Below are 18711 nucleotides of genomic sequence, written 5' to 3'. Positions count from 1 at the left end.
TTTGTTTTTAAAAATTTTACTTTTTATATAAAAAAGGTAATTTTTATAGTGTTTTTTAAAAAAAGCTATAAATTATTTTTTATTTACTAAGAATACTATAATAGTTTTTAAATAGAAATAAAAAAACTATTATTTATTCTAAAATTTATCAAAATAGAATATTTTTAATGTATTTTTAAGAGGGGTATAATAGAATAAATATTTAATAAGGCATAAGGAAATTAAGTTTTATTAAGGAGGTATAAATTTATGGGAAACTTTTTTTTAGAAAGTGATTTTAAGGCTTTTGATATAGAAAAATCTAAAGATAAGGATAATATTACCTTAGAAAAAAGAAGACTTGTTGCAGAAAAATTAAGAGAGCTTAATAATTTAGGGCTTTTTGAGTTTATGGATTCTAGAGGACTAAGTTCACATTGGGAAAAGCAATACATAACTAGTATAACTTGGCCTTTAAAAAGAGTTAATAATGAATGTGTAGATAGAGTTTATTTATCTTATGGAAAGAATAGAGCAGATGTTAGAAAGCTTATTAAACTTTTAAATTTATTTAATAACATAGAAGGAAATAGAATAGAAGAGGATATGGTATTTAATTATATTCCTCGTATAGAACTTGGATTAGATGCTAATTCATGGAATACAGCTCTTTATTTAGATAAGTATGGAAATATAGAGCAAAGAAATCTTGTAAATAAAATAAGAACAGATTATAGATTAAAGGAAAAGTTTAAAAATATTCTTATGGCTTTAGAAAGTAAAGGGTATAAGTTATATTTAATAAAGGATGATAATTTTAAAAATTATGATGATGAATCAGATTATGTAGAGGATATAATAAAATATACAGATAGTGGAGAAAAATATACTCTAACTATAAGAAAAGATTATGAAAAAAATCATGCAAGTAATTCAAAAAATGAAATATTAGATTTTGTAAAAAATGAGTTTGACAACTTAATGGATGTTTATTATTTCATATCATGGGATTCAGAAGCAAATGATTATTTAAGATAGGAAATTTTAAAGTCCTAGAAATTTTTCTAGGACTTTTACTAAAATCTATGCTTTTTTAAGTTTTCTATTTATAAGTTTCTTTAAGGCATAATATAATTTTGTAAAGGATGAAACTAAAACAAGACCTGTTGCTATAGAACCAGCTAACATTAAGGTGTTACAGCCTAAGGCTAAAGCCTTATTTATATTTCCTTTTAAGGTTTCTAGCATTGTATAAAACATTCCACCACCAGGAACTAGAGGAATAATTCCACAAACTAAAAATACAAGGACAGGAGTTTTTAGTTTTCTAGCTGAAATTTCAGAAAACAATCCTATACAAAGGGCTGCCAAGAAATAGTTAAAACTTTCATTTGCAATTATAAATTCGTTTGAAAAAAGGTAAACAAACCAACCTAATCCCCCACATAAGGAAGCAAAAAAAAGATTTCTTCCTTTTATGTTAAAAATCAAAGCAAAACCTAAAGAACTAAAAAAGGCATATATAGTGTTTAAGATTATTGTATTCATATACTCATACCTCCATAGTGGCTTATTAATATAGATAAAATACTAGCACTTCCAATAGCAATTCCAACAGCTATTAAAAAAGCTTCTATAAATTTTGCACTTCCTGAAACTAAATCACCAGCTATTATATCACGAAGAGAGTTTGTTATAGCAAGTCCAGGAACTAAGGGCATTAGGGCACCTATTATTATTTCATTTAAGTTAGGTGCAATATTAAGTCTTACAGCTACATAAGCTAGTAAAGAGGTTAAGGCACCTGATATTATGTTAATAAAAAAGTTATTGGTTTTTAAAATATTAAAAACATAAGCAAGAAGGCAAAGAACAACTCCTATAAATCCAGATACTATAGAATCTTTTAAATTCCCACCAAAAAAAAGAGTAAAAGCTGAAGCTGAAAGTAAATATCCAAGAATTTTTATTTTTAAGGGATATTCTTTTTCAGAGGAAATTTTATTAAGTTCTTCCTCGGCTTCGTCAATAGAAACTTCATTAAAGGCTACTTCTCTTGAAAGGTTATTTAATTTAGCTATTTTATCTAAATTAATACTTCTACTTTTTATTCTAGTAGTTCTAGAAATAGCATTTTTACAAGTTTTTATAGTTATTATAATGGTTGTAGGAATAACAAAAACATCTACTTTTTCTACACCATAAGCTAAGCATATTCTGCTCATTGTTTCTTCAACTCTATAGGTTTCAGCACCATTTTCTAACATTAAAGTGCCAACTTCTGTTGAGAAATTAATAATTCTATTAAAGTCCATATTTACCTCCAAATTTTATTTAGTTTATGATGAAAAATTTTATAAATAAAATATTTCTTTTCTATTATACTTTGAAGAATACTTTTTTATAAAGAGTTAATTTTAAAAAAAATATAAAATATTTAATTAACAAATAAAGTAAGAGAATTTTATTTTAAAAGTTACTTTAATTATATTTTTGCATAAATTAATATAAGGTATATTACTTTAGAAGAGGATTTTAAATATGGTAATTTTAGATTCAAAGATAGGACATATAAGAGGAAAGAATTCTAAAGATAAAGTTGATTTAATAAGTTACTATCCTTTAAGTGAGGACGGGTTTCAAGAAGAACTTGAAATAAATCTTTATTTACAGGAAGAAAAGAAATTAATAAGCAAAAGATTGCCTTATGGTGGATATAATATGGAGATTTTTTTAGGGGATTTTTTGGGAGACGGAAAAGATTTTATTTTGATAAAAGGAAAATTTCAAGGCTCTGGAAATGTAGCTATATTATTATTATATGAATATTATAATGGAGAAATAATTTTATTATTAGACCAATGGGATATTGTTAAAAAAGAAAGACCAAGAATAAGATATATTGAAAATTATAAAGTATCTATAATTTATAATAAGGAGGAGAAGTATATTATAGATATTTCTTCTAAGGATAGGGAATACTTAAATCTTATATATGATGAAGAGGGCAGAGTTAAATTAAATTTAAATCCTGCACTTTCTGATATAAATACTTACTATGAAATACAGGAGTTTAGTAGAAATAAATATATTTTTTTAGCAAGGCAAAGTGTAATTGGAATAGTACTTTTAGATGTTTTAGGAATAATTCAAAGTAAAATAGAATTAAATAAAGAAAAAAATTTTATTGTAAAAGATAGAGAATTAGTTACAAAGAAAATATAGGAAAAAAATGGTACAATCAATTGTAATTTTAAATGGAAAATAGTATAATAAAATCAAAATATTGTATATTTACACTTTTAAGGAGAGGGTTATTAAGGATGAGAATTTGTGAGGAAGTTACGGAAAATAAAAATGGTAACGTTACCGAAAGGGAGAGCAATTTAAAAAATGAAGATTTTATAAGTCAGTTTAAGTTATTTTTAGAAGGAAAAGAATTTTCAGCATATAATTTTATGGGAGCACATTTTGTAAAAGAAAATGGAAAAAGAGGGGTTAGGTTTACAACTTGGGCACCTAAAGCTAGTAAAGTATATATTGTTGGTGACTTTACTAATTGGAAAGTTAAAGAAGAATATTCTATGAAAAAAATAAATGAAAAAGGAATATGGTCTTTATTTATAGAAAAACTAGAAGAAAATTCAAAGTATAAATTTGCTATTTTAAATGAGCTTAGAAATAATATAGTTTATAAAGCTGACCCCTATGCTTTTAAATCAGAATTAAGACCAAATACAGCATCTATATTAATTAAAGAAAAAAAGTTTAAATGGGCTGATAAAAGATGGTTAAATAAAAGAGAAAAAGAAGGTTTAGATAAAAAACCTGTAAATATATATGAGCTACATTTAGGTTCTTGGAGAAGAAAAAATGGAGAGTTTTTAACTTATGAAGAAATAAGTGATTTATTACCAAAATATATAAAGGAAATGGGATACACTCATGTAGAACTTATGCCTATAAATGAACATCCTTTAGATGCCTCATGGGGATATCAAGGAAGTGGATATTATTCTGTAACAAGTAGATATGGAGATTTAAATGGATTTAAAACTCTTGTAAATAAGCTTCACAAAAATAATATAGGAGTATTTTTAGATTGGGTTCCTAGTCACTTTTGTAAAGATGAACATGGATTATACATGTTTGATGGTTCTCCAACTTATGAGTATGAAGCTTCTTGGAAGGCTAATAATAAGGGCTGGGGAACTTGTAATTTTGATTTAGGAAGATTAGAGGTTAAATCTTTTCTATTATCTAATGCAATGTATTTTATAAAAGAATTTCACATAGATGGTTTAAGAGTAGATGCAGTTTCTAATATGCTTTATTTAGATTATGGAAGAAATTATGGAGAGTGGGAAGCTAATATTTATGGAGATAATGGAAATCTTGAGGCAATAGCTTTTTTAAAAGAATTAAATACCATAATAAAGAAAGAAGGAAAAGGAGCTATTACTATAGCAGAGGAGTCTACAGATTGGGAAGGTGTAACAAAGGAAGTTGAAAAAGGAGGATTAGGTTTTACTTATAAATGGAATATGGGATGGATGAATGATACTTTAAGCTATATTAATTTAGACCCTATATATAGAAAATATCATCATAATAAGATTAATTTTTCAATGATGTATAACTATAATGAAAAATTTATTTTGCCAATTTCCCATGATGAAGTTGTACATGGAAAAAAATCTCTTGTAGACAAAATGTGGGGAGATAACTGGAAAAAATATGCTGGGTTAAGATTATATGCTTCTTTTATGATGGGGCATCCTGGGAAAAAGTTGATTTTCATGGGAAGTGAATTTGCTCAATTTGTTGAATGGAGAGAGTGGGAAGAACTTCAATGGAAGGTTATTGATGAGTTTGAAATTCATAAAAAAACTCATAACTTTTTCAAAAGTTTAAATAAGTTTTATTTAGAAAATAAAGCCCTTTGGGAATTAGATTATGATAAAGAGGGCTTTGCATGGATTGATGCAGATAATTTTAATCAAAGTGTATTTTCTTTTATAAGAAAAGGAAAAAATAAAAAGGACTTATTAATATTTATATGCAATTTTACACCAGTAGTTTATTATGACTTTAAGATAGGAGTTCCTTTAGAGGGAGAGTATTTTGAAGTTTTTAATACAGATTCTTTAAAGTATGGTGGAGCAGGAAATGTTATGGGTGAAACATATTTAAAAGCTTATAAGGAGGATTTTAAAGAGTTTAAATTTTCAATAAAGGTTAAGGTTCCTCCTTTAGCTGCTTTAGTTTTAAGAGTTAAGTAATATATAAAGGCTACTAATATATTTTAATGAAGTATATATAGTAGCCTTAAATTACATAAAAAGTAATAGAGGTGTATTTTATGTTTGAATATGTAGAGAAAAGTTTTTCTTATGAAAAAAATGATTACTACATAGAGGTATGTCCTTTAACTAATACCATAAGAGTAAGAGCCTTTTTAAAAGATGTAGCTAAAGCTTATTTAGTTGGAGATTTTAATTCTTGGGAAAAAAAAGAGAACTTTAAATTAAATTTTGCTTTAGATAAAAATAGTGGAAAAGTATATTTAGATAAAGAGATTACATTTTTAGAAGGATTAAAGAAGGGAATTTATAATTATGGATATCTTGTAACTAATTTAGAGGGAGAGGAAATACTTATAAAAAACCAAGAAGAAAAGGGAGAATTATTTAATTTTTTTTGGGAGCCTTTTAAAGAGCATTTAGAAATCATATCTTCAAGAGATAGCTTATCTGTTTTTTATCCTGTTGAATTAGTGGTTATTAAAAAATCACTTTTTGGAAATATAAAAATTGAAGAAAATATATTATCTATAGAAGGGAACTTAGAAGGAGTTACTTTAAAAGATGGAATATTAAAATTAGAAAAGAATTTTAATAAGGAAAGTAAGATTTTAATAAAAGCCTTTGACCCTGTAAGCAATATAAGTGCTTATAAAGAAATAGAAATTATAGATGAAAAGGATAAGGGATGTTTTTTTCAGTTTATTAAAGAAGAAAAAGATTACTTTGGAGAGAACTTTAATTGGAATATATGGAGTTTTGGAAGAAATATTGAGGGAAAAGAAATTAAATTAAATATTAAAACCTCTATGGGAGTTGGGGCATTTTTAAATGATGAAAATTTTATATTAAGAAAAAGTCTTTTAGAAAAAGGAAGTATAAATTTATGGGAAGAGCAGAGTATAACCTTTTCTTTAAATAAGGAAAAGAAAAATCTATTTTCTTTATATAAAAATGAAAAATTATTTTTTTCTTTAAAGGAAGTTATAAAGGAGAGCATACCAAAGATAATATTTGCAGTAATGGATAATAATCATACAATAAAGATTTATTTATCTCACAAACCTTTAATAGGAGTAAAATATTATCTTTATAAAAATGGAATAAAAATAGATGAGTCCTTATTTACTATTAAGGTAGAGGAAAAAGAGATTAGCTTGACAAATCTTAAGTTTTATATAGACCCAAGAGATTTATTAGAAGTTAGAGCCTCTAGTATGTTTTTAGGAGGTAAAGTTTTTTTTAGAGACTTTTTAAATAATTATTACTATATAGGAAAGGATTTAGGAGTAAGATTTAATGAGAAAAATATATCTTTAAAGTTATGGGCGCCTACAGCAAAAAAAGTTGAACTTTTAATCTATAAGGAATATAAAGATTTAAAGGAAAATCCTTTAAGAATTTATGAAATGCATAGAGAATTAGAAAGTGGTACTTATGTAGTTAATATAAAAAGGGAAGAAAATGAAGGTAAGTATTATCTTTATAGATTAAGTTTTAATGATTTAGATAAAAACTTTAAGTATATAAATAAGACTACTTATGCAATAGACCCTTATGCAATAGCAGTAGGAATAAATGGAGAAAAGGGATTTTTATTAGATATGTTTAATAAAGATTGTATCCCTTATAATTGGAATAATTATAAAAAATTTGATTTTAAAAATAAAGAGGATGCTATAATTTATGAAATGCATATAAGAGACTTTACAATAGATAAAAGTTCTGGAGTATCAGAAAGATTAAGAGGAAAATTTTTAGGTGCTGTTGAGGAAGGAACTTTTTATCATAGTAAAAAAAGCAATGTAATAGTTAAAACAGGAATAGACCATTTAAAAGAATTAGGAATTACTCATATTCACCTTTTGCCAGTTTTTGATTTTGCCTCTGTAGATGAAGAAAATTGTGAAAAAGAAGAAAATAGAAATTGGGGATATGACCCTAAAAATTTTAATTGCATAGAAGGAAGTTATAGCATAGACCCGTATAATCCTAAAAAAAGAATATTAGAGTTTAGGAATATGGTAAAAAAGTTTCATGAAAATAATATAGGGGTAATTTTAGATGTTGTTTATAATCACATGTATAGTACAGAAAATATGGATAATATAGTTCCTATGTATTATTTTAGAAGTGATGAAAAAGGAAAATATACAAATGGTTCTGGTTGTGGCAATGAAATTGCTTCTGAAAGACCTATGGTTAGAAAATATATTTTAGATTCTATAATTCATTGGATTAAAAATTATCATATAGATGGCTTAAGATTTGATTTAATGGAACTTATTGATTTAGAAACTATGAAAGAAGTTGTAAAAAAAATTAGGAGATTTAATGAGAATTTATTAATATATGGCGAACCATGGAAGGGAGGAGAGTCACCTTTAAAAAATGGAACTTTTAAGGGGAGTCAAAAAGGATTAGAGTTTTCTATTTTTAATGATGATTTTAGAAATGCCTTAAGGGGAGATAATAGTCCTTCTAGGGGATATATAAATGGAGAACAGCATAACAAGGAAAAGGCATGGCAAGTAATTGAAGGGATTAAAGGTTCTATAAATACTTTAACCTTTAGTCCTTTAGAGAGTATAAATTATTTAGATTCCCATGATAATTATACATTGTGGGATCAAATATTAAAAAGTCAGTTAGAAAATTTAAAGGGGCAGGATTTTAAAAATCTTAAAGAAAAAACCATACTAGAGAATGAATTTATAAGAGAAGATTTATTAGGAGTTTCTATACTTCTAACTTCAAGAGGGATACCCTTTATTCAAGGAGGAAGTGAATTTTTAAGAAGTAAAGAAGGAGACCATAATAGTTACAAAAGTAGTGATTATATAAATAGCATAAAGTGGAGTGACAAGGAAAAGTATATAGAGGTTTTTAACTATTATAAGAATTTAATAAATTTAAGAAAAAAAATTAGTATTTTAAGAGAAAAAAATCAAGAGGAAATAAGAAAAAATTTAAATGTTTATTTTTATAATGAAGATGATAAAAGTGGAGTTATAATAGCTCATTATAAAAATGATTTGTTAAAGGAAGATTTTAAGGAAATGCTAATAATATATAATGGAACAACAATTGAAGATTATGAGATAAATTTACCTTTAATGAAAGAGAATTTATGGAGTGTTATCCTTAAAGATTATGAGTTTATTAATAAAGAAAAGGTAGATTTAAGCCTAGGAGTAAAATTAAAAGCATACTCTGTAATGATTGCTGTTTCTTAGAATAGGAGTAGGGGAGATTTTAAATTTTCTCCTACTTTTATTTTTATTTAAATAAAGTTTTTATGAAAATAAGCAATAAATTTATATAGGAAATAAATATTAATAAATAAAATATATTATTTAATATAGTATTTTAATTAAAAGAATATTAATATTAATAATATTTAAGATTATTGACAATTGCTTTAATAAACTTTATAGTTATCTGTGTGAATTTATGCTAATATTTAAAAAATAAATATTATATTTTTAATACATATAGATTTAAAATGGAGATGAAAAATGAAAAAAACTAAATTATCAATTAAGACTATTGTGGCTATAGGAATTGGTTCAGCTGTTTTTATGATATTAGGGCGTTTTGGTTCTTTGCCTACAGGTATTCCTAATACAAATATAGAAACTGCATATGCCTTTTTAGCTTTAATGGCTTTATTATATGGACCTTTAGCTGGATTTTTAATAGGGTTTATAGGACATGCGTTAAAGGATATAGTGTTTTTTGGATCTCCTTGGATAAGCTGGGTTTTTGCTTCAGGAATAGTAGGACTAATAATTGGTTTTGGTTCAAGAATTTTAAAGATAAATCAGGGTGTTTTTAAGTTAAAGCAAATAATTATATTTAATATAATACAAATAATTGCAAATGGAGTGGCATGGTTTTTAGTAGCTCCAACTTTAGATATATTAATTTACTCTGAGCCTGCAAATAAGGTTTATCTACAAGGAGCAATTGGTGGAATTTCTAATATGGTTACTGTTGGCGTTTTAGGAACTATTTTAGTAGCTAACTATGCTAAGACAAGAATAAAAAGAGGTAGCTTAAGAAAAGAATATTAGAAGTTTGAAAGGTTGTGGGAAATATATTTTCAAACAACCTTTTTTTAAAGCTAATTTTAGAAAGTGAAATAGAATTACATTAATAAACTATTTTTAAGGAGATTAATATGGAGAAAAAAGCAATAATAGAGTTTAAGGATTTTACTGCACATTACATAGTTCAGTCAAAACCAACCTTAAATAAAATAAATTTAACTATATATGAAGGAGAGAAGGTTCTTATTGCTGGTCCTTCAGGTTCTGGAAAAAGTACTCTAGCAAATTGTATAAATGGGTTAATACCTTTTTCAACAGATATTGAGATTTCAGGAAGCCTTAAAATAGAAGGAAAAGAAACAAAGAATTTAAGTGTTTTTGAAATTTCTAAAATGGTTGGTACTGTTTTGCAAGACCCAGATAGTCAATTTATTGGATTAACAGTAGCTGAGGATATAGCTTTTAAGTTAGAAAATAGTTGCATCTCTCAAGAAGAAATGAAAAAGAAGGTAGACTATGTTTCAAAAATAGTTGATATAGAAAATAGGTTAGATTTAGCACCTTATAGTCTTTCAGGAGGACAAAAGCAGAGAGTAACCTTAGCAGGTACAATAGTAGATGATGTTGATATACTTCTTTTTGATGAGCCTTTAGCAAGTTTAGACCCAGCAGCAGGAAAAGCTTCTATGGAGCTTATAGATAAAATACAAAAGGAAGCTAAGAAAACTATTATAATAATAGAACATAGATTAGAAGAAGTTTTAAGTGGGGGAGTGGATAGAATAATTCTTATGAACGAAGGAGAGATTATTTGTGATACAACTCCAAATAAAATATTAGCTTCTAATAAATTATTAAAGTATGGAATAAGAGAACCTCTATATGTAACTGCCTTAAAGTATAGTGGTTATGACCTTAAGGAAGATATGAATTTAGAGAGCATAGATAAATTAACCCTTAAAGATAAGGGAGAAAAGTTAAGGAAATGGTGTAAAAGCTTAAAACATACTGAAAGAGAAAAAAAAGAAGAGGTTTTATTAGAATTTAAGGAGGTAAGTTTTTCTTATAATAAAAGAAAAAATATTTTATCTGATATTAATTTTAAGGTGAATAAAGGTGAAATAGTTAGTATAGTAGGAAAAAATGGTGCAGGTAAATCAACCATATCAAAGCTTATTTGTGGATTTTATAAAGAATCAAAGGGAGATATATTATTTGAAGGAGAAACTTTAAAGGGAAAAACCATTAAAGAAAGAGGAGAAAAGATAGGTATAGTTCTTCAAAATCCTAATCAGATGATATCTAAAACAATGATTTTTGATGAGGTTGCTTTAGGCTTAAGAGTTAGAGGAATAGAAGAAGAGGAAGTTAAAAAGAGAGTTTTAGAAACTTTAAAAATTTGTGGTCTTTACCCATATAGAAACTGGCCTATTTCTGCTTTAAGTTTTGGTCAAAAAAAGAGAGTTACTATAGCAGCAATTTTAGTTTTAAATCCAAAGATGATAATATTAGATGAGCCAACAGCTGGTCAAGATTATAAGCATTATAATGAAATAATGGAGTTTCTTTTAAAGCTTAATAAAAGAGGAGTTACTATAATTTTAATAACTCATGATATGCACCTTATGCTTGAATATACAGATAGAGCTATTGTAATTTCAGAGGGAAAGAAAATAGCAGATAACATATCAGCGGAAATACTTACGGATAAAGAGGTAATAAAAAAAGCAAGTTTAAAAGAAACATCCTTATATGATTTAGCATTAAAGTTTAATATTGAAAATCCTAGGGATTTTGTTTCTAAATTTATTGATTATGATAGGGGGGTAAGAAATTAATGGATGCAATGCTTACTTATATAAGAAAAGATTCTCCTATTGATAAATTAACAGGAGCTACAAAGCTTATATGCTTTATACTTTGGACCTTAACAGCTATGCTTACCTATGACACTAGAGTATTATTAGCTATGCTTATTTTTAGCTTAATAATTTTTAAGGTATCTAAGATAGAATTTAAAGAAGTTTCTTTTATAGTTTATTTTATATTAGTATTTTTACTTTTAAATGATTTAGCAATTTTTATATTTTCACCTTATGAAGGTGTTCATATATACGGAACAAGACATAATATATTTCATATAATAGGACCTTATACTTTAACTTTAGAACAGTTATTTTATGAGTTTAATGTTACTTTAAAATATTTATCTGTAATTCCTATGGCTCTTTTATTTATATTAACAACAAATCCTAGTGAGTTTGCAGCTTCTTTAAATAAAATAGGAATAAGTTATAAAATTTCCTATTCTGTTTCTATAGCTTTAAGATATATACCAGATATTCAAAGAGAATATCATGATATATCCTTTGCACAACAGGCAAGAGGAATTGATATGTCTAGAAAAGAAAAATTATTAAAGAGAATAAAGAATATATCTTCAATCTTAATGCCACTTATTTTTTCAAGTTTAGATAGAATAGAAAATATAAGTACTGCTATGGAACTTAGAGCCTTTGGAAAAAATAAAAAAAGAACTTGGTATAATGAAAGAAAGTTTTCAAAAGGAGATTATCTTGCTATATTTTTAGTTGTTTTAATCTTTATAATATCTTTAAGCTTTACAATTAAAAATGGAAGTAGATTTTATAACCCTTTTATAAAATAAAATATTAAAAATAATTGTGAGAAGTTTTTATACTTCTCACTTTTTTTGAAAAAATTTCTAGCGTGGATTTATCTTTAATAAAAATTTATTTTAAAAATTATCTATTTAGAGGGTAAATAGACAATTAAAAAGAAATATTAATAAATTTTAAACAAAGTGTTGAAATTGTTAATAATTATAGGTATATTTGTATGAGAGAAATTTAAACGTAATTTTAAACTTTAAGGAGATTATAAATGTATGAGAGTAGTAAGGAAGAGAAAAAATTAAAGAGAAAATTATTTTTTAAAATTTTTAATTACAATTTTTTAAAAGATAGAAATATAGAATATAGTGAATTTAGATATGGTGATAACAAAAAAGATTATTATAGAGTATATAAAGGCTATGATAAGAGAAAGCCAACAATATTTTTTATATATAGTGGAGGAATATTAGGAGGACCTAAGGGTTGTGCGGCTATAGGCAAGTTTTTTTATAAATATGGTTTTAATGTAGTTATTCCTTCTTATGAATTAGCACCAGAACATAAGTATCCTGTTCAAATAGAAAATATATTCTCTGCTTTAAAGCATTATATAGAAAATAATAATGTAAAAAAAATTGTTGTTATGGGATATTCCTCAGGAGCTCAATTAGCAGCAAATTTAATTTATAATGAAAATATGAGAAGAAAATTTAATATAGATATAAAAATAATAGATTCATTTGTATCTTTAGGAGGGACTTTAGACTTTAGTAAATGTGATTCTAAAGAATATAAAAATTATATAAAAAGATATTTATATAAAAGGGAAGAGATATTTTCTGTTAATCCCATAAATTTAATAAAGGAAAATTCTCCTAAAATTCCAGTTTTATGTGTTCATGGGGAAAAAGATTCAATAGTTAACTTTGAGAATTCTAAGAGATTTATAGAAAAAATAAATAAGTTTAATGGAAAAGGAGAATTTTTAATGTTAAAAGAATATGGACATATTGATTTATTAAATCTTTTTATAGGTTCAGGAAATGAAAAAACAGGAGAAGTAATGAGCTTTATTAATAGATTTTAATTATTAGACCCTAAAATAAGGGTCTTTTTTTTTATAAATTTTTATATTTAAAAGGAATAAAGAAAAATAAAATATTTATAAGAAAGCGCTTTCATATATAAAATATTGAAAAACTTATATATATTAATAAAGTATGTATAATTAATTAAATTTATGTAAATGGAATAAGATTAAAATAATTATAGGATAATTTAGGGTTAAAAAGAATAATTTGTAAAGGGTAAATTTGTACAAAGTATAAATAAAATAGGGTAAATATATAAAAATGAAAATAAAATATTAAAATAAAAAAAACGCATAGAAAGATAACGCTTTCACGGTTTAATATTATGTTGTAAACTCGAATATTAATTTAAATATATTTTGTGAATATTGGTCAATTTCATTTGCTTATTTATTAATTTAATTCTAGTTTATTACATAAATTTAAAGTAAGAATTATTTTTAGGTATTAAGGAGGAATATTAGTATGAAAAAGAAATTTCTTTCTGCTGTTTTAGCAGTACTTACAACGGCTACTTTACTTGCTGGTTGTGGAGGTTCTAGTGAAGGACAAGCATCTGGGGATGCAGGTTCTAAAGGAGACAAATTAAAGGTTGGAATGGTTACTGATGCTGGTACAATAGACGATAAGTCATTTAACCAAGGAACTTGGGAAGGAATACAAAAAGCTGAAAAAGATTTAGGTATAGAAGCTAAGTACTTAAAACCAAGTGGAACAACAGAAGCTGACTATTTAAAAGAAATAGGAAACCTTTATGATGCTGGATATAAGTTTATAGTAACTCCAGGATTTAAATTTGAAACTGCTATATATAAAGGACAAGAAAAATATAAAGATGCTAAATTTGTATTATTAGATGGTGCTCCACATTCAGGTGCTAAGGATGCAAAACCTGAAGTAGGTCCGAATACGGTTTCAATTTTCTTCGCTGAAGAACAAGCAGGATTTATGGCAGGGGTTGCTACTGCATTACAACTTAAAGAAGGACAATTAGGATTTATAGGTGGTATGGAAATTCCTCCAGTACAAAAGTTTAACTGGGGATTCCAACAAGGTGTAGACTTTGCTAATGAAAAATTAGGAACTCATATGACTCTTGAAGCTAAGAATATAATATACCAAGGATCTTTTGATGATTCAGCAGCTGGTGGACAAATAGCAGCTCAAATGTATGATAATGGAGTAAAAGCTATATTCTGTGCTGCAGGTGGCGTTGGTGTAGGTGCTATACAAGAAGCTAAAAACAGAGCTGCTTCAGGAAAAGAAGCTTGGATAATAGGTGTTGACGTTGACCAATATGAAGATGGTATATACGAAGGAGATAAATCTGTAATACTTACTTCAGCTGTTAAGAGAATAGACCATGCATCTTATGACATGATAAAGAGAGAATTAGATGGAACTTTCCCAGGTGGAGAAACTTTATTATATGATGCAAAAAATGATGGTGTAGGCTTACCAGATAAGAATCCAAACTTAAGTGAAGAAACTATGACTGAAGTAAACAAAGTATTTGAACAGTTAAAAAATGGTGAAATAACAGTTTCTAGCGAGCAAGGAGACTTAATAAATTAGTTCAAAATTCAAGGAAGTTTTTATTAAGGAGATGGGCTTCCATCTCCTTTTATTATGCTAATTAATTTTTATATATGTATGGTTTTAAATAAAAAAGAGTTTAAGTATTAAGGAGGATAACTTATGGAATATGTAGTAGAGATGCTTAATATCCGTAAAGAATTTCCTGGTATAGTAGCAAATGATAATATAACATTGCAACTTAGAAAGGGAGAGATACATGCTCTACTAGGTGAAAATGGAGCGGGTAAATCTACTTTAATGGGAATTCTTTTTGGAATGAACCAACCGGATAAGGGTGTTATAAAGGTTAGAGGAAAAGAAGTAAAAATCACTAACCCAAATGTTGCAAATGACCTTGGTATAGGAATGGTTCACCAGCATTTTAAATTAGTTGAAAACTTTACAGTTACACAAAATATAGTTTTAGGTTGTGAGCCTAAAATACTTCTAGGTCTTGGAATGGATTTAAAAAAGGCTGCTAAAAGGATTGAAGACCTTTCAAAGCAATATGGTTTAAATGTAGACCCTTATGCAAAGATTGAAAATATATCTGTAGGTATGCAACAAAGGGTTGAGATTTTAAAAATGCTTTACAGAGATGCAGATGTTCTTATACTAGATGAGCCTACAGCTGTTTTAACACCTCAAGAAATTGATGAGCTTATAAAAATTATGAAAAACCTTATAAATGAAGGAAAATCAATAATTATTATAACTCATAAACTTAAAGAAATAAAAGCAGCTGCTGATAGATGTACAGTTATAAGAAGAGGAAGATATATTGGTACTGTAGATGTAAAAACAACTAGTGAAGCTGAAATGGCTAAGATGATGGTAGGTAGAGAAGTATCTTTTAAAGTAGATAAAAAGCCAGCTAAGCCTGGTGAAGTTGTATTAGATATTAAAAATCTATCTGTTAAAAATAATAAAAAGGTTTTAGGACTAAAAGATTTCTCATTAGATGTTAGAGCAGGAGAAATAGTTGGAATAGCTGGAGTTGAAGGTAATGGACAAAGTGAACTTATAGAAGCTATTACAGGTCTTAGAAAGTGTGAAAATGGAGTTATAAACTTTAGAAATAAAGATATAACGAAAGAAAGCATAAAAAATAGAATTAATTCAGGTATTGCTCACATTCCTGAGGACAGGCATAAAAGAGGATTAGTTCTAGATTATACAATAGAAGAAAATATGGTTTTAGAAGTTTATGATAGAAAACCATTCTCTAGTAAAGGATTATTAAATAAAAAAGAAATAAAGAAATATGCAGAAAAAATAATCCAAGAATTTGATGTAAGATCTGGAGAAGGAGGAGCATCTATAGCAAGATCTCTTTCTGGAGGAAACCAACAAAAGGCTATTATAGGGCGTGAGATTGAATTAAATCCAGAACTTTTAATAGCAGCACAGCCTACTAGAGGACTTGATGTAGGTTCTATAGAGTATATTCATAAAAGATTAGTAGAACAAAGAGATAGAGGGAAAGCTGTTCTTTTAGTATCTCTTGAACTAGATGAAATATTAAATGTTTCAGATAGAATTGCAATAATAAATAATGGAGAACTTATAGGAATTGTAAATGCAGATGAAACAAATGAAAACGAGGTAGGTCTTATGATGGCTGGTATAAAAGGAGGAGATAGACATGAAGTTTAAACAGTTTATTATATCTTTAATGGCTATTATATTAGGACTTATTGCAGGTGCTATTTTAATGGCTGTTATGGGTCATAATCCTATAGAGGGATATTCTTTCTTATTAAAAGGTGGACTTATGAATATAGAAAGAATAGGAAATACTCTAGCTACGGCAACTCCTTTAATTTTAACTGGTCTTTCATTAGCTTTTGCTTTTAAAACTGGTTTATTCAATATAGGAGCACCAGGACAAATGCTTATGGGAGGTCTTTTTGCAACAGCAGTAGGTTTAACTGTTAAATTACCATCTCCAATATTAATACCTTTAATGATTATAGCTGGTATTTTAGGTGGTGCTTTATGGGCTCTTATTCCTGGAGTATTAAAGGCAAAATTTAATGTTCATGAAGTTGTTTCAACTATAATGATGAACTGGATAGCTTATTGGATAGTTTATTATGTTGTACCTATGTACTTTAAAGGAGAGTTTTTAGAAACGGAATCTGCACAGCTTCCGGCAGGAGCAACTTTAAGAATACAAGCACTTACAGACCTTTTCCAAGGTTCTTTTATAAATATAGGAATAATAATTGCACTTGTTTCTGTATTTGGAGTTTGGTTTGTATTAAACAAAACAGTTTTAGGATATGAATTAAAAGCAGTTGGATTTAATAGAGATGCTGCAGAGTATGCAGGAATTTCAGTAAATAGAAATATATTATTAGCTATGATGATAGCTGGTGGACTTGCAGGACTTGCAGGGGTTGTTCAATACACAGGAAATGCTGTAAGTATGCAAATAGGTGTTATGCCTTCACAAGGATTTGATGGTATAGCAGTAGCTTTACTTGGTGCAAATACGCCAATTGGAGTTTTATTCTCAGCTTTATTCTTTGGACTTTTATACACAGGAAAAGGATTTATGAATGCTATGACAAGCATACCTCCAGAAATAGCAGATACAATAATGGCTACAATAATTTACTTCTCTGCTACAAGTGTAATAATGGAGAGATTATTTAATAAATTTCATAAAAAGAAAAAAGAGAAATTAAATAAAAATCAAGAAACAACTAAAGAAAGGGTGGTGAGCAAATAATGTGGGAAACAATTCAACAAATATTTCCTTATGCAATAGCATTTACTATACCGCTTTTAATAACCGCATTAGGTGCTTTATTTTCTGAACGAAGTGGTGTAGTAAATATAGGACTTGATGGTCTTATGATTGTTGGATCTTTTAGTGGAGCTTTTACAGTTTCAAAGCTTCAAGAAGCTATGCCAGGTAGCTCACTTCCGTTATGGATTGGTTTAGGCGTTGCTGTTGTAGTTGGTATGCTATTTTCTTTATTACATGCTTTTGCAAGTATAAACTTAAATGCAGACCAGGTAATAAGTGGTACAGCTATAAACATGATAGCTGGAGCTTTAACTGTATTCTTAGCTAGAAATATGACAGGTAGTGGTAACATAAGAATTATGCAAGGTTTCGTACCTAAGGATGTTCCTGTATTATCTTCAATACCGATAATTGGTGAATTATTCTTTTCAAAGACCTATGCAACTACATGGTTAGTTATTTTAATACTTGTTGTAAGTACATTCTTATTATATAAAACAAGCTTTGGTTTAAGACTTAGAGCATGTGGTGAGCATCCTCAAGCTGCTGATGCTGCAGGTATAAATGTTTATAAAATGAGATATATTGGTGTTATGATATCAGGAGCATTCTCATCTCTTGGTGGTGCTATAATTCTTGTAACTTATGGTGGAGAATTTACAGGAAGTGTTGCAGGACTTGGATTCTTAGCTTTAGCAGCTTTAATCTTTGGTCAATGGAAGCCATGGGGAGTTTTAGGAGCTACATTCTTCTTCGGATTTGCAACAACTATAGCGAATGTATCTCAAATAGTTCCATCACTTTCAAGCATACCTCCAGTACTACTTAAGATATTCCCATATGTAGTTACTTTAATTGCTTTAATTGTATTCTCTAAGACATCACAAGCACCTAAAGCAGCTGGAGAACCATATCAAAAAGATAAAAGATAATAAATTAAGCCTATTTCTAGATAAAATAAAAAAATCTAGAAATAGGTTTTTTTATTTTAAGTTATATTTATTTTAATAATAATTAGAGATAATAAATTTAAAGGAATTTAAAGAAGGGATTAGAAAGATTTATTAGTTTTAACAAATAGAAATTATTAAAGGTTCGCAAAGTTTTAAAAAATATATTTATTTAATATTTTAAAATTAAAAAAATATGTTTTTATTCGTATTATATAATATATTAAAGAGTTTAATATACGTATTTTATATTTTAATCCTACAAAAAAACTTATTAATTTTACTTTTTCGACAAAAATATTCGTAAAACTATTGATAAATATAAAAAATCTGTTAATATATTAAAGGTATTTATAAAAACAAA

The 18711-nt window shown here is 27.1% G+C and carries 14 protein-coding genes; 12 read left to right on the top strand and 2 right to left on the bottom strand.

The annotated features are described in order from the left end of the window. Positions 1–249 precede the first annotated feature (249 nt). Positions 250–1017, top strand: a complete 768-nt coding sequence (locus AC4FRL_RS04095; RefSeq protein WP_491138943.1) for a hypothetical protein — start codon at positions 250–252, stop codon at positions 1015–1017. Positions 1018–1062: 45 nt separating this feature from the next. On the opposite strand, the gene AC4FRL_RS04090 is transcribed toward AC4FRL_RS04095, so the two are convergent. Together AC4FRL_RS04090 and AC4FRL_RS04085 are read right to left on the bottom strand one after the other, a co-directional pair. After that, on the bottom strand, positions 1063–1527 hold the full coding sequence (locus tag AC4FRL_RS04090; protein ID WP_491138942.1) for a threonine/serine exporter family protein: 465 nt from the start codon (positions 1525–1527) through the stop codon (positions 1063–1065). Beyond that, a complete protein-coding gene (locus tag AC4FRL_RS04085; protein WP_491138941.1) occupies positions 1524–2294 on the bottom strand; it encodes a threonine/serine exporter family protein in 771 nt (256 codons plus the stop codon). Before AC4FRL_RS04085 ends, AC4FRL_RS04090 begins: the two co-directional genes overlap by 4 nt. Positions 2295–2520: 226 nt before the next feature. On the opposite strand from AC4FRL_RS04085, the gene AC4FRL_RS04080 reads away from it, so the two are divergent. The 11 genes from AC4FRL_RS04080 (at position 2521) to AC4FRL_RS04030 (ending at position 18329) form a co-directional block, all read left to right on the top strand. Beyond that, complete coding sequence (locus AC4FRL_RS04080; RefSeq protein WP_491138940.1) at positions 2521–3204, top strand: YybI family spore inner coat protein; 684 nt, start codon at positions 2521–2523, stop codon at positions 3202–3204. A gap of 98 nt (positions 3205–3302) precedes the next feature. Then, positions 3303–5261 carry a 1,4-alpha-glucan branching protein GlgB gene (gene glgB / locus AC4FRL_RS04075; protein WP_491138939.1) on the top strand — a complete coding sequence of 653 codons (1959 nt, stop codon included), beginning with the start codon at positions 3303–3305 and terminating at the stop codon, positions 5259–5261. An 80-nt stretch (positions 5262–5341) separates the two neighbouring features. Next, positions 5342–8518, top strand: coding sequence for a type I pullulanase (gene pulA, locus AC4FRL_RS04070; protein ID WP_491138938.1), 3177 nt, complete (start codon positions 5342–5344; stop codon positions 8516–8518). Between the two features lie 282 nt (positions 8519–8800). Beyond that, positions 8801–9358, top strand: a complete 558-nt coding sequence (locus AC4FRL_RS04065) for an ECF-type riboflavin transporter substrate-binding protein (protein WP_491138937.1) — start codon at positions 8801–8803, stop codon at positions 9356–9358. Between the two features lie 107 nt (positions 9359–9465). Then, positions 9466–11172: an ABC transporter ATP-binding protein gene (locus tag AC4FRL_RS04060; RefSeq protein WP_491138936.1), complete on the top strand. Its 1707-nt coding sequence runs from the start codon at positions 9466–9468 to the stop codon at positions 11170–11172. Further along, positions 11172–12002, top strand: a complete 831-nt coding sequence (locus tag AC4FRL_RS04055; protein ID WP_491138935.1) for an energy-coupling factor transporter transmembrane component T family protein — start codon at positions 11172–11174, stop codon at positions 12000–12002. Before AC4FRL_RS04060 ends, AC4FRL_RS04055 begins: the two co-directional genes overlap by 1 nt. 236 nt (positions 12003–12238) lie before the next feature. After that, on the top strand, positions 12239–13057 hold the full coding sequence (locus tag AC4FRL_RS04050) for an alpha/beta hydrolase fold domain-containing protein (protein ID WP_491138934.1): 819 nt from the start codon (positions 12239–12241) through the stop codon (positions 13055–13057). A gap of 469 nt (positions 13058–13526) precedes the next feature. Beyond that, positions 13527–14636 (top strand): BMP family lipoprotein, encoded by a 1110-nt coding sequence (locus tag AC4FRL_RS04045; RefSeq protein ID WP_491138933.1) that lies wholly within the window; start codon positions 13527–13529, stop codon positions 14634–14636. 123 nt (positions 14637–14759) lie between these two features. Then, positions 14760–16295 carry an ABC transporter ATP-binding protein gene (locus AC4FRL_RS04040; RefSeq protein ID WP_491138932.1) on the top strand — a complete coding sequence of 512 codons (1536 nt, stop codon included), beginning with the start codon at positions 14760–14762 and terminating at the stop codon, positions 16293–16295. After that, positions 16285–17376, top strand: coding sequence for an ABC transporter permease (locus AC4FRL_RS04035; protein ID WP_491138931.1), 1092 nt, complete (start codon positions 16285–16287; stop codon positions 17374–17376). Before AC4FRL_RS04040 ends, AC4FRL_RS04035 begins: the two co-directional genes overlap by 11 nt. After that, the gene (locus tag AC4FRL_RS04030) at positions 17376–18329 is read left to right on the top strand and encodes an ABC transporter permease (protein ID WP_491138930.1); all 954 of its coding nucleotides are present in this window, start codon (positions 17376–17378) and stop codon (positions 18327–18329) included. The genes AC4FRL_RS04035 and AC4FRL_RS04030 overlap by 1 nt, the downstream gene beginning before the upstream one ends. The last annotated feature ends 382 nt before the right edge of the window (positions 18330–18711 follow it).

It is taken from the genome of Clostridium sp. TJA032 (assembly GCF_058310275.1).
The sequence above is the reverse complement of the archived record's forward strand: the minus strand, read 5'-3'. Positions and strand labels throughout refer to the sequence as shown.

What these genes read in the sequence shown, in the direction of transcription:
- AC4FRL_RS04095 (WP_491138943.1), top strand. Translation starts at nt 250, where the DNA reads ATGGGAAACTTTTTTTTAGAAAGTGATTTTAAGGCTTTTGATATAGAA.
- AC4FRL_RS04090 (WP_491138942.1), bottom strand. Translation starts at nt 1,527, where the DNA reads ATGAATACAATAATCTTAAACACTATATATGCCTTTTTTAGTTCTTTA.
- AC4FRL_RS04085 (WP_491138941.1), bottom strand. Translation starts at nt 2,294, where the DNA reads ATGGACTTTAATAGAATTATTAATTTCTCAACAGAAGTTGGCACTTTA.
- AC4FRL_RS04080 (WP_491138940.1), top strand. Translation starts at nt 2,521, where the DNA reads ATGGTAATTTTAGATTCAAAGATAGGACATATAAGAGGAAAGAATTCT.
- glgB (WP_491138939.1), top strand. Translation starts at nt 3,303, where the DNA reads ATGAGAATTTGTGAGGAAGTTACGGAAAATAAAAATGGTAACGTTACC.
- pulA (WP_491138938.1), top strand. Translation starts at nt 5,342, where the DNA reads ATGTTTGAATATGTAGAGAAAAGTTTTTCTTATGAAAAAAATGATTAC.
- AC4FRL_RS04065 (WP_491138937.1), top strand. Translation starts at nt 8,801, where the DNA reads ATGAAAAAAACTAAATTATCAATTAAGACTATTGTGGCTATAGGAATT.
- AC4FRL_RS04060 (WP_491138936.1), top strand. Translation starts at nt 9,466, where the DNA reads ATGGAGAAAAAAGCAATAATAGAGTTTAAGGATTTTACTGCACATTAC.
- AC4FRL_RS04055 (WP_491138935.1), top strand. Translation starts at nt 11,172, where the DNA reads ATGGATGCAATGCTTACTTATATAAGAAAAGATTCTCCTATTGATAAA.
- AC4FRL_RS04050 (WP_491138934.1), top strand. Translation starts at nt 12,239, where the DNA reads ATGTATGAGAGTAGTAAGGAAGAGAAAAAATTAAAGAGAAAATTATTT.
- AC4FRL_RS04045 (WP_491138933.1), top strand. Translation starts at nt 13,527, where the DNA reads ATGAAAAAGAAATTTCTTTCTGCTGTTTTAGCAGTACTTACAACGGCT.
- AC4FRL_RS04040 (WP_491138932.1), top strand. Translation starts at nt 14,760, where the DNA reads ATGGAATATGTAGTAGAGATGCTTAATATCCGTAAAGAATTTCCTGGT.
- AC4FRL_RS04035 (WP_491138931.1), top strand. Translation starts at nt 16,285, where the DNA reads ATGAAGTTTAAACAGTTTATTATATCTTTAATGGCTATTATATTAGGA.
- AC4FRL_RS04030 (WP_491138930.1), top strand. Translation starts at nt 17,376, where the DNA reads ATGTGGGAAACAATTCAACAAATATTTCCTTATGCAATAGCATTTACT.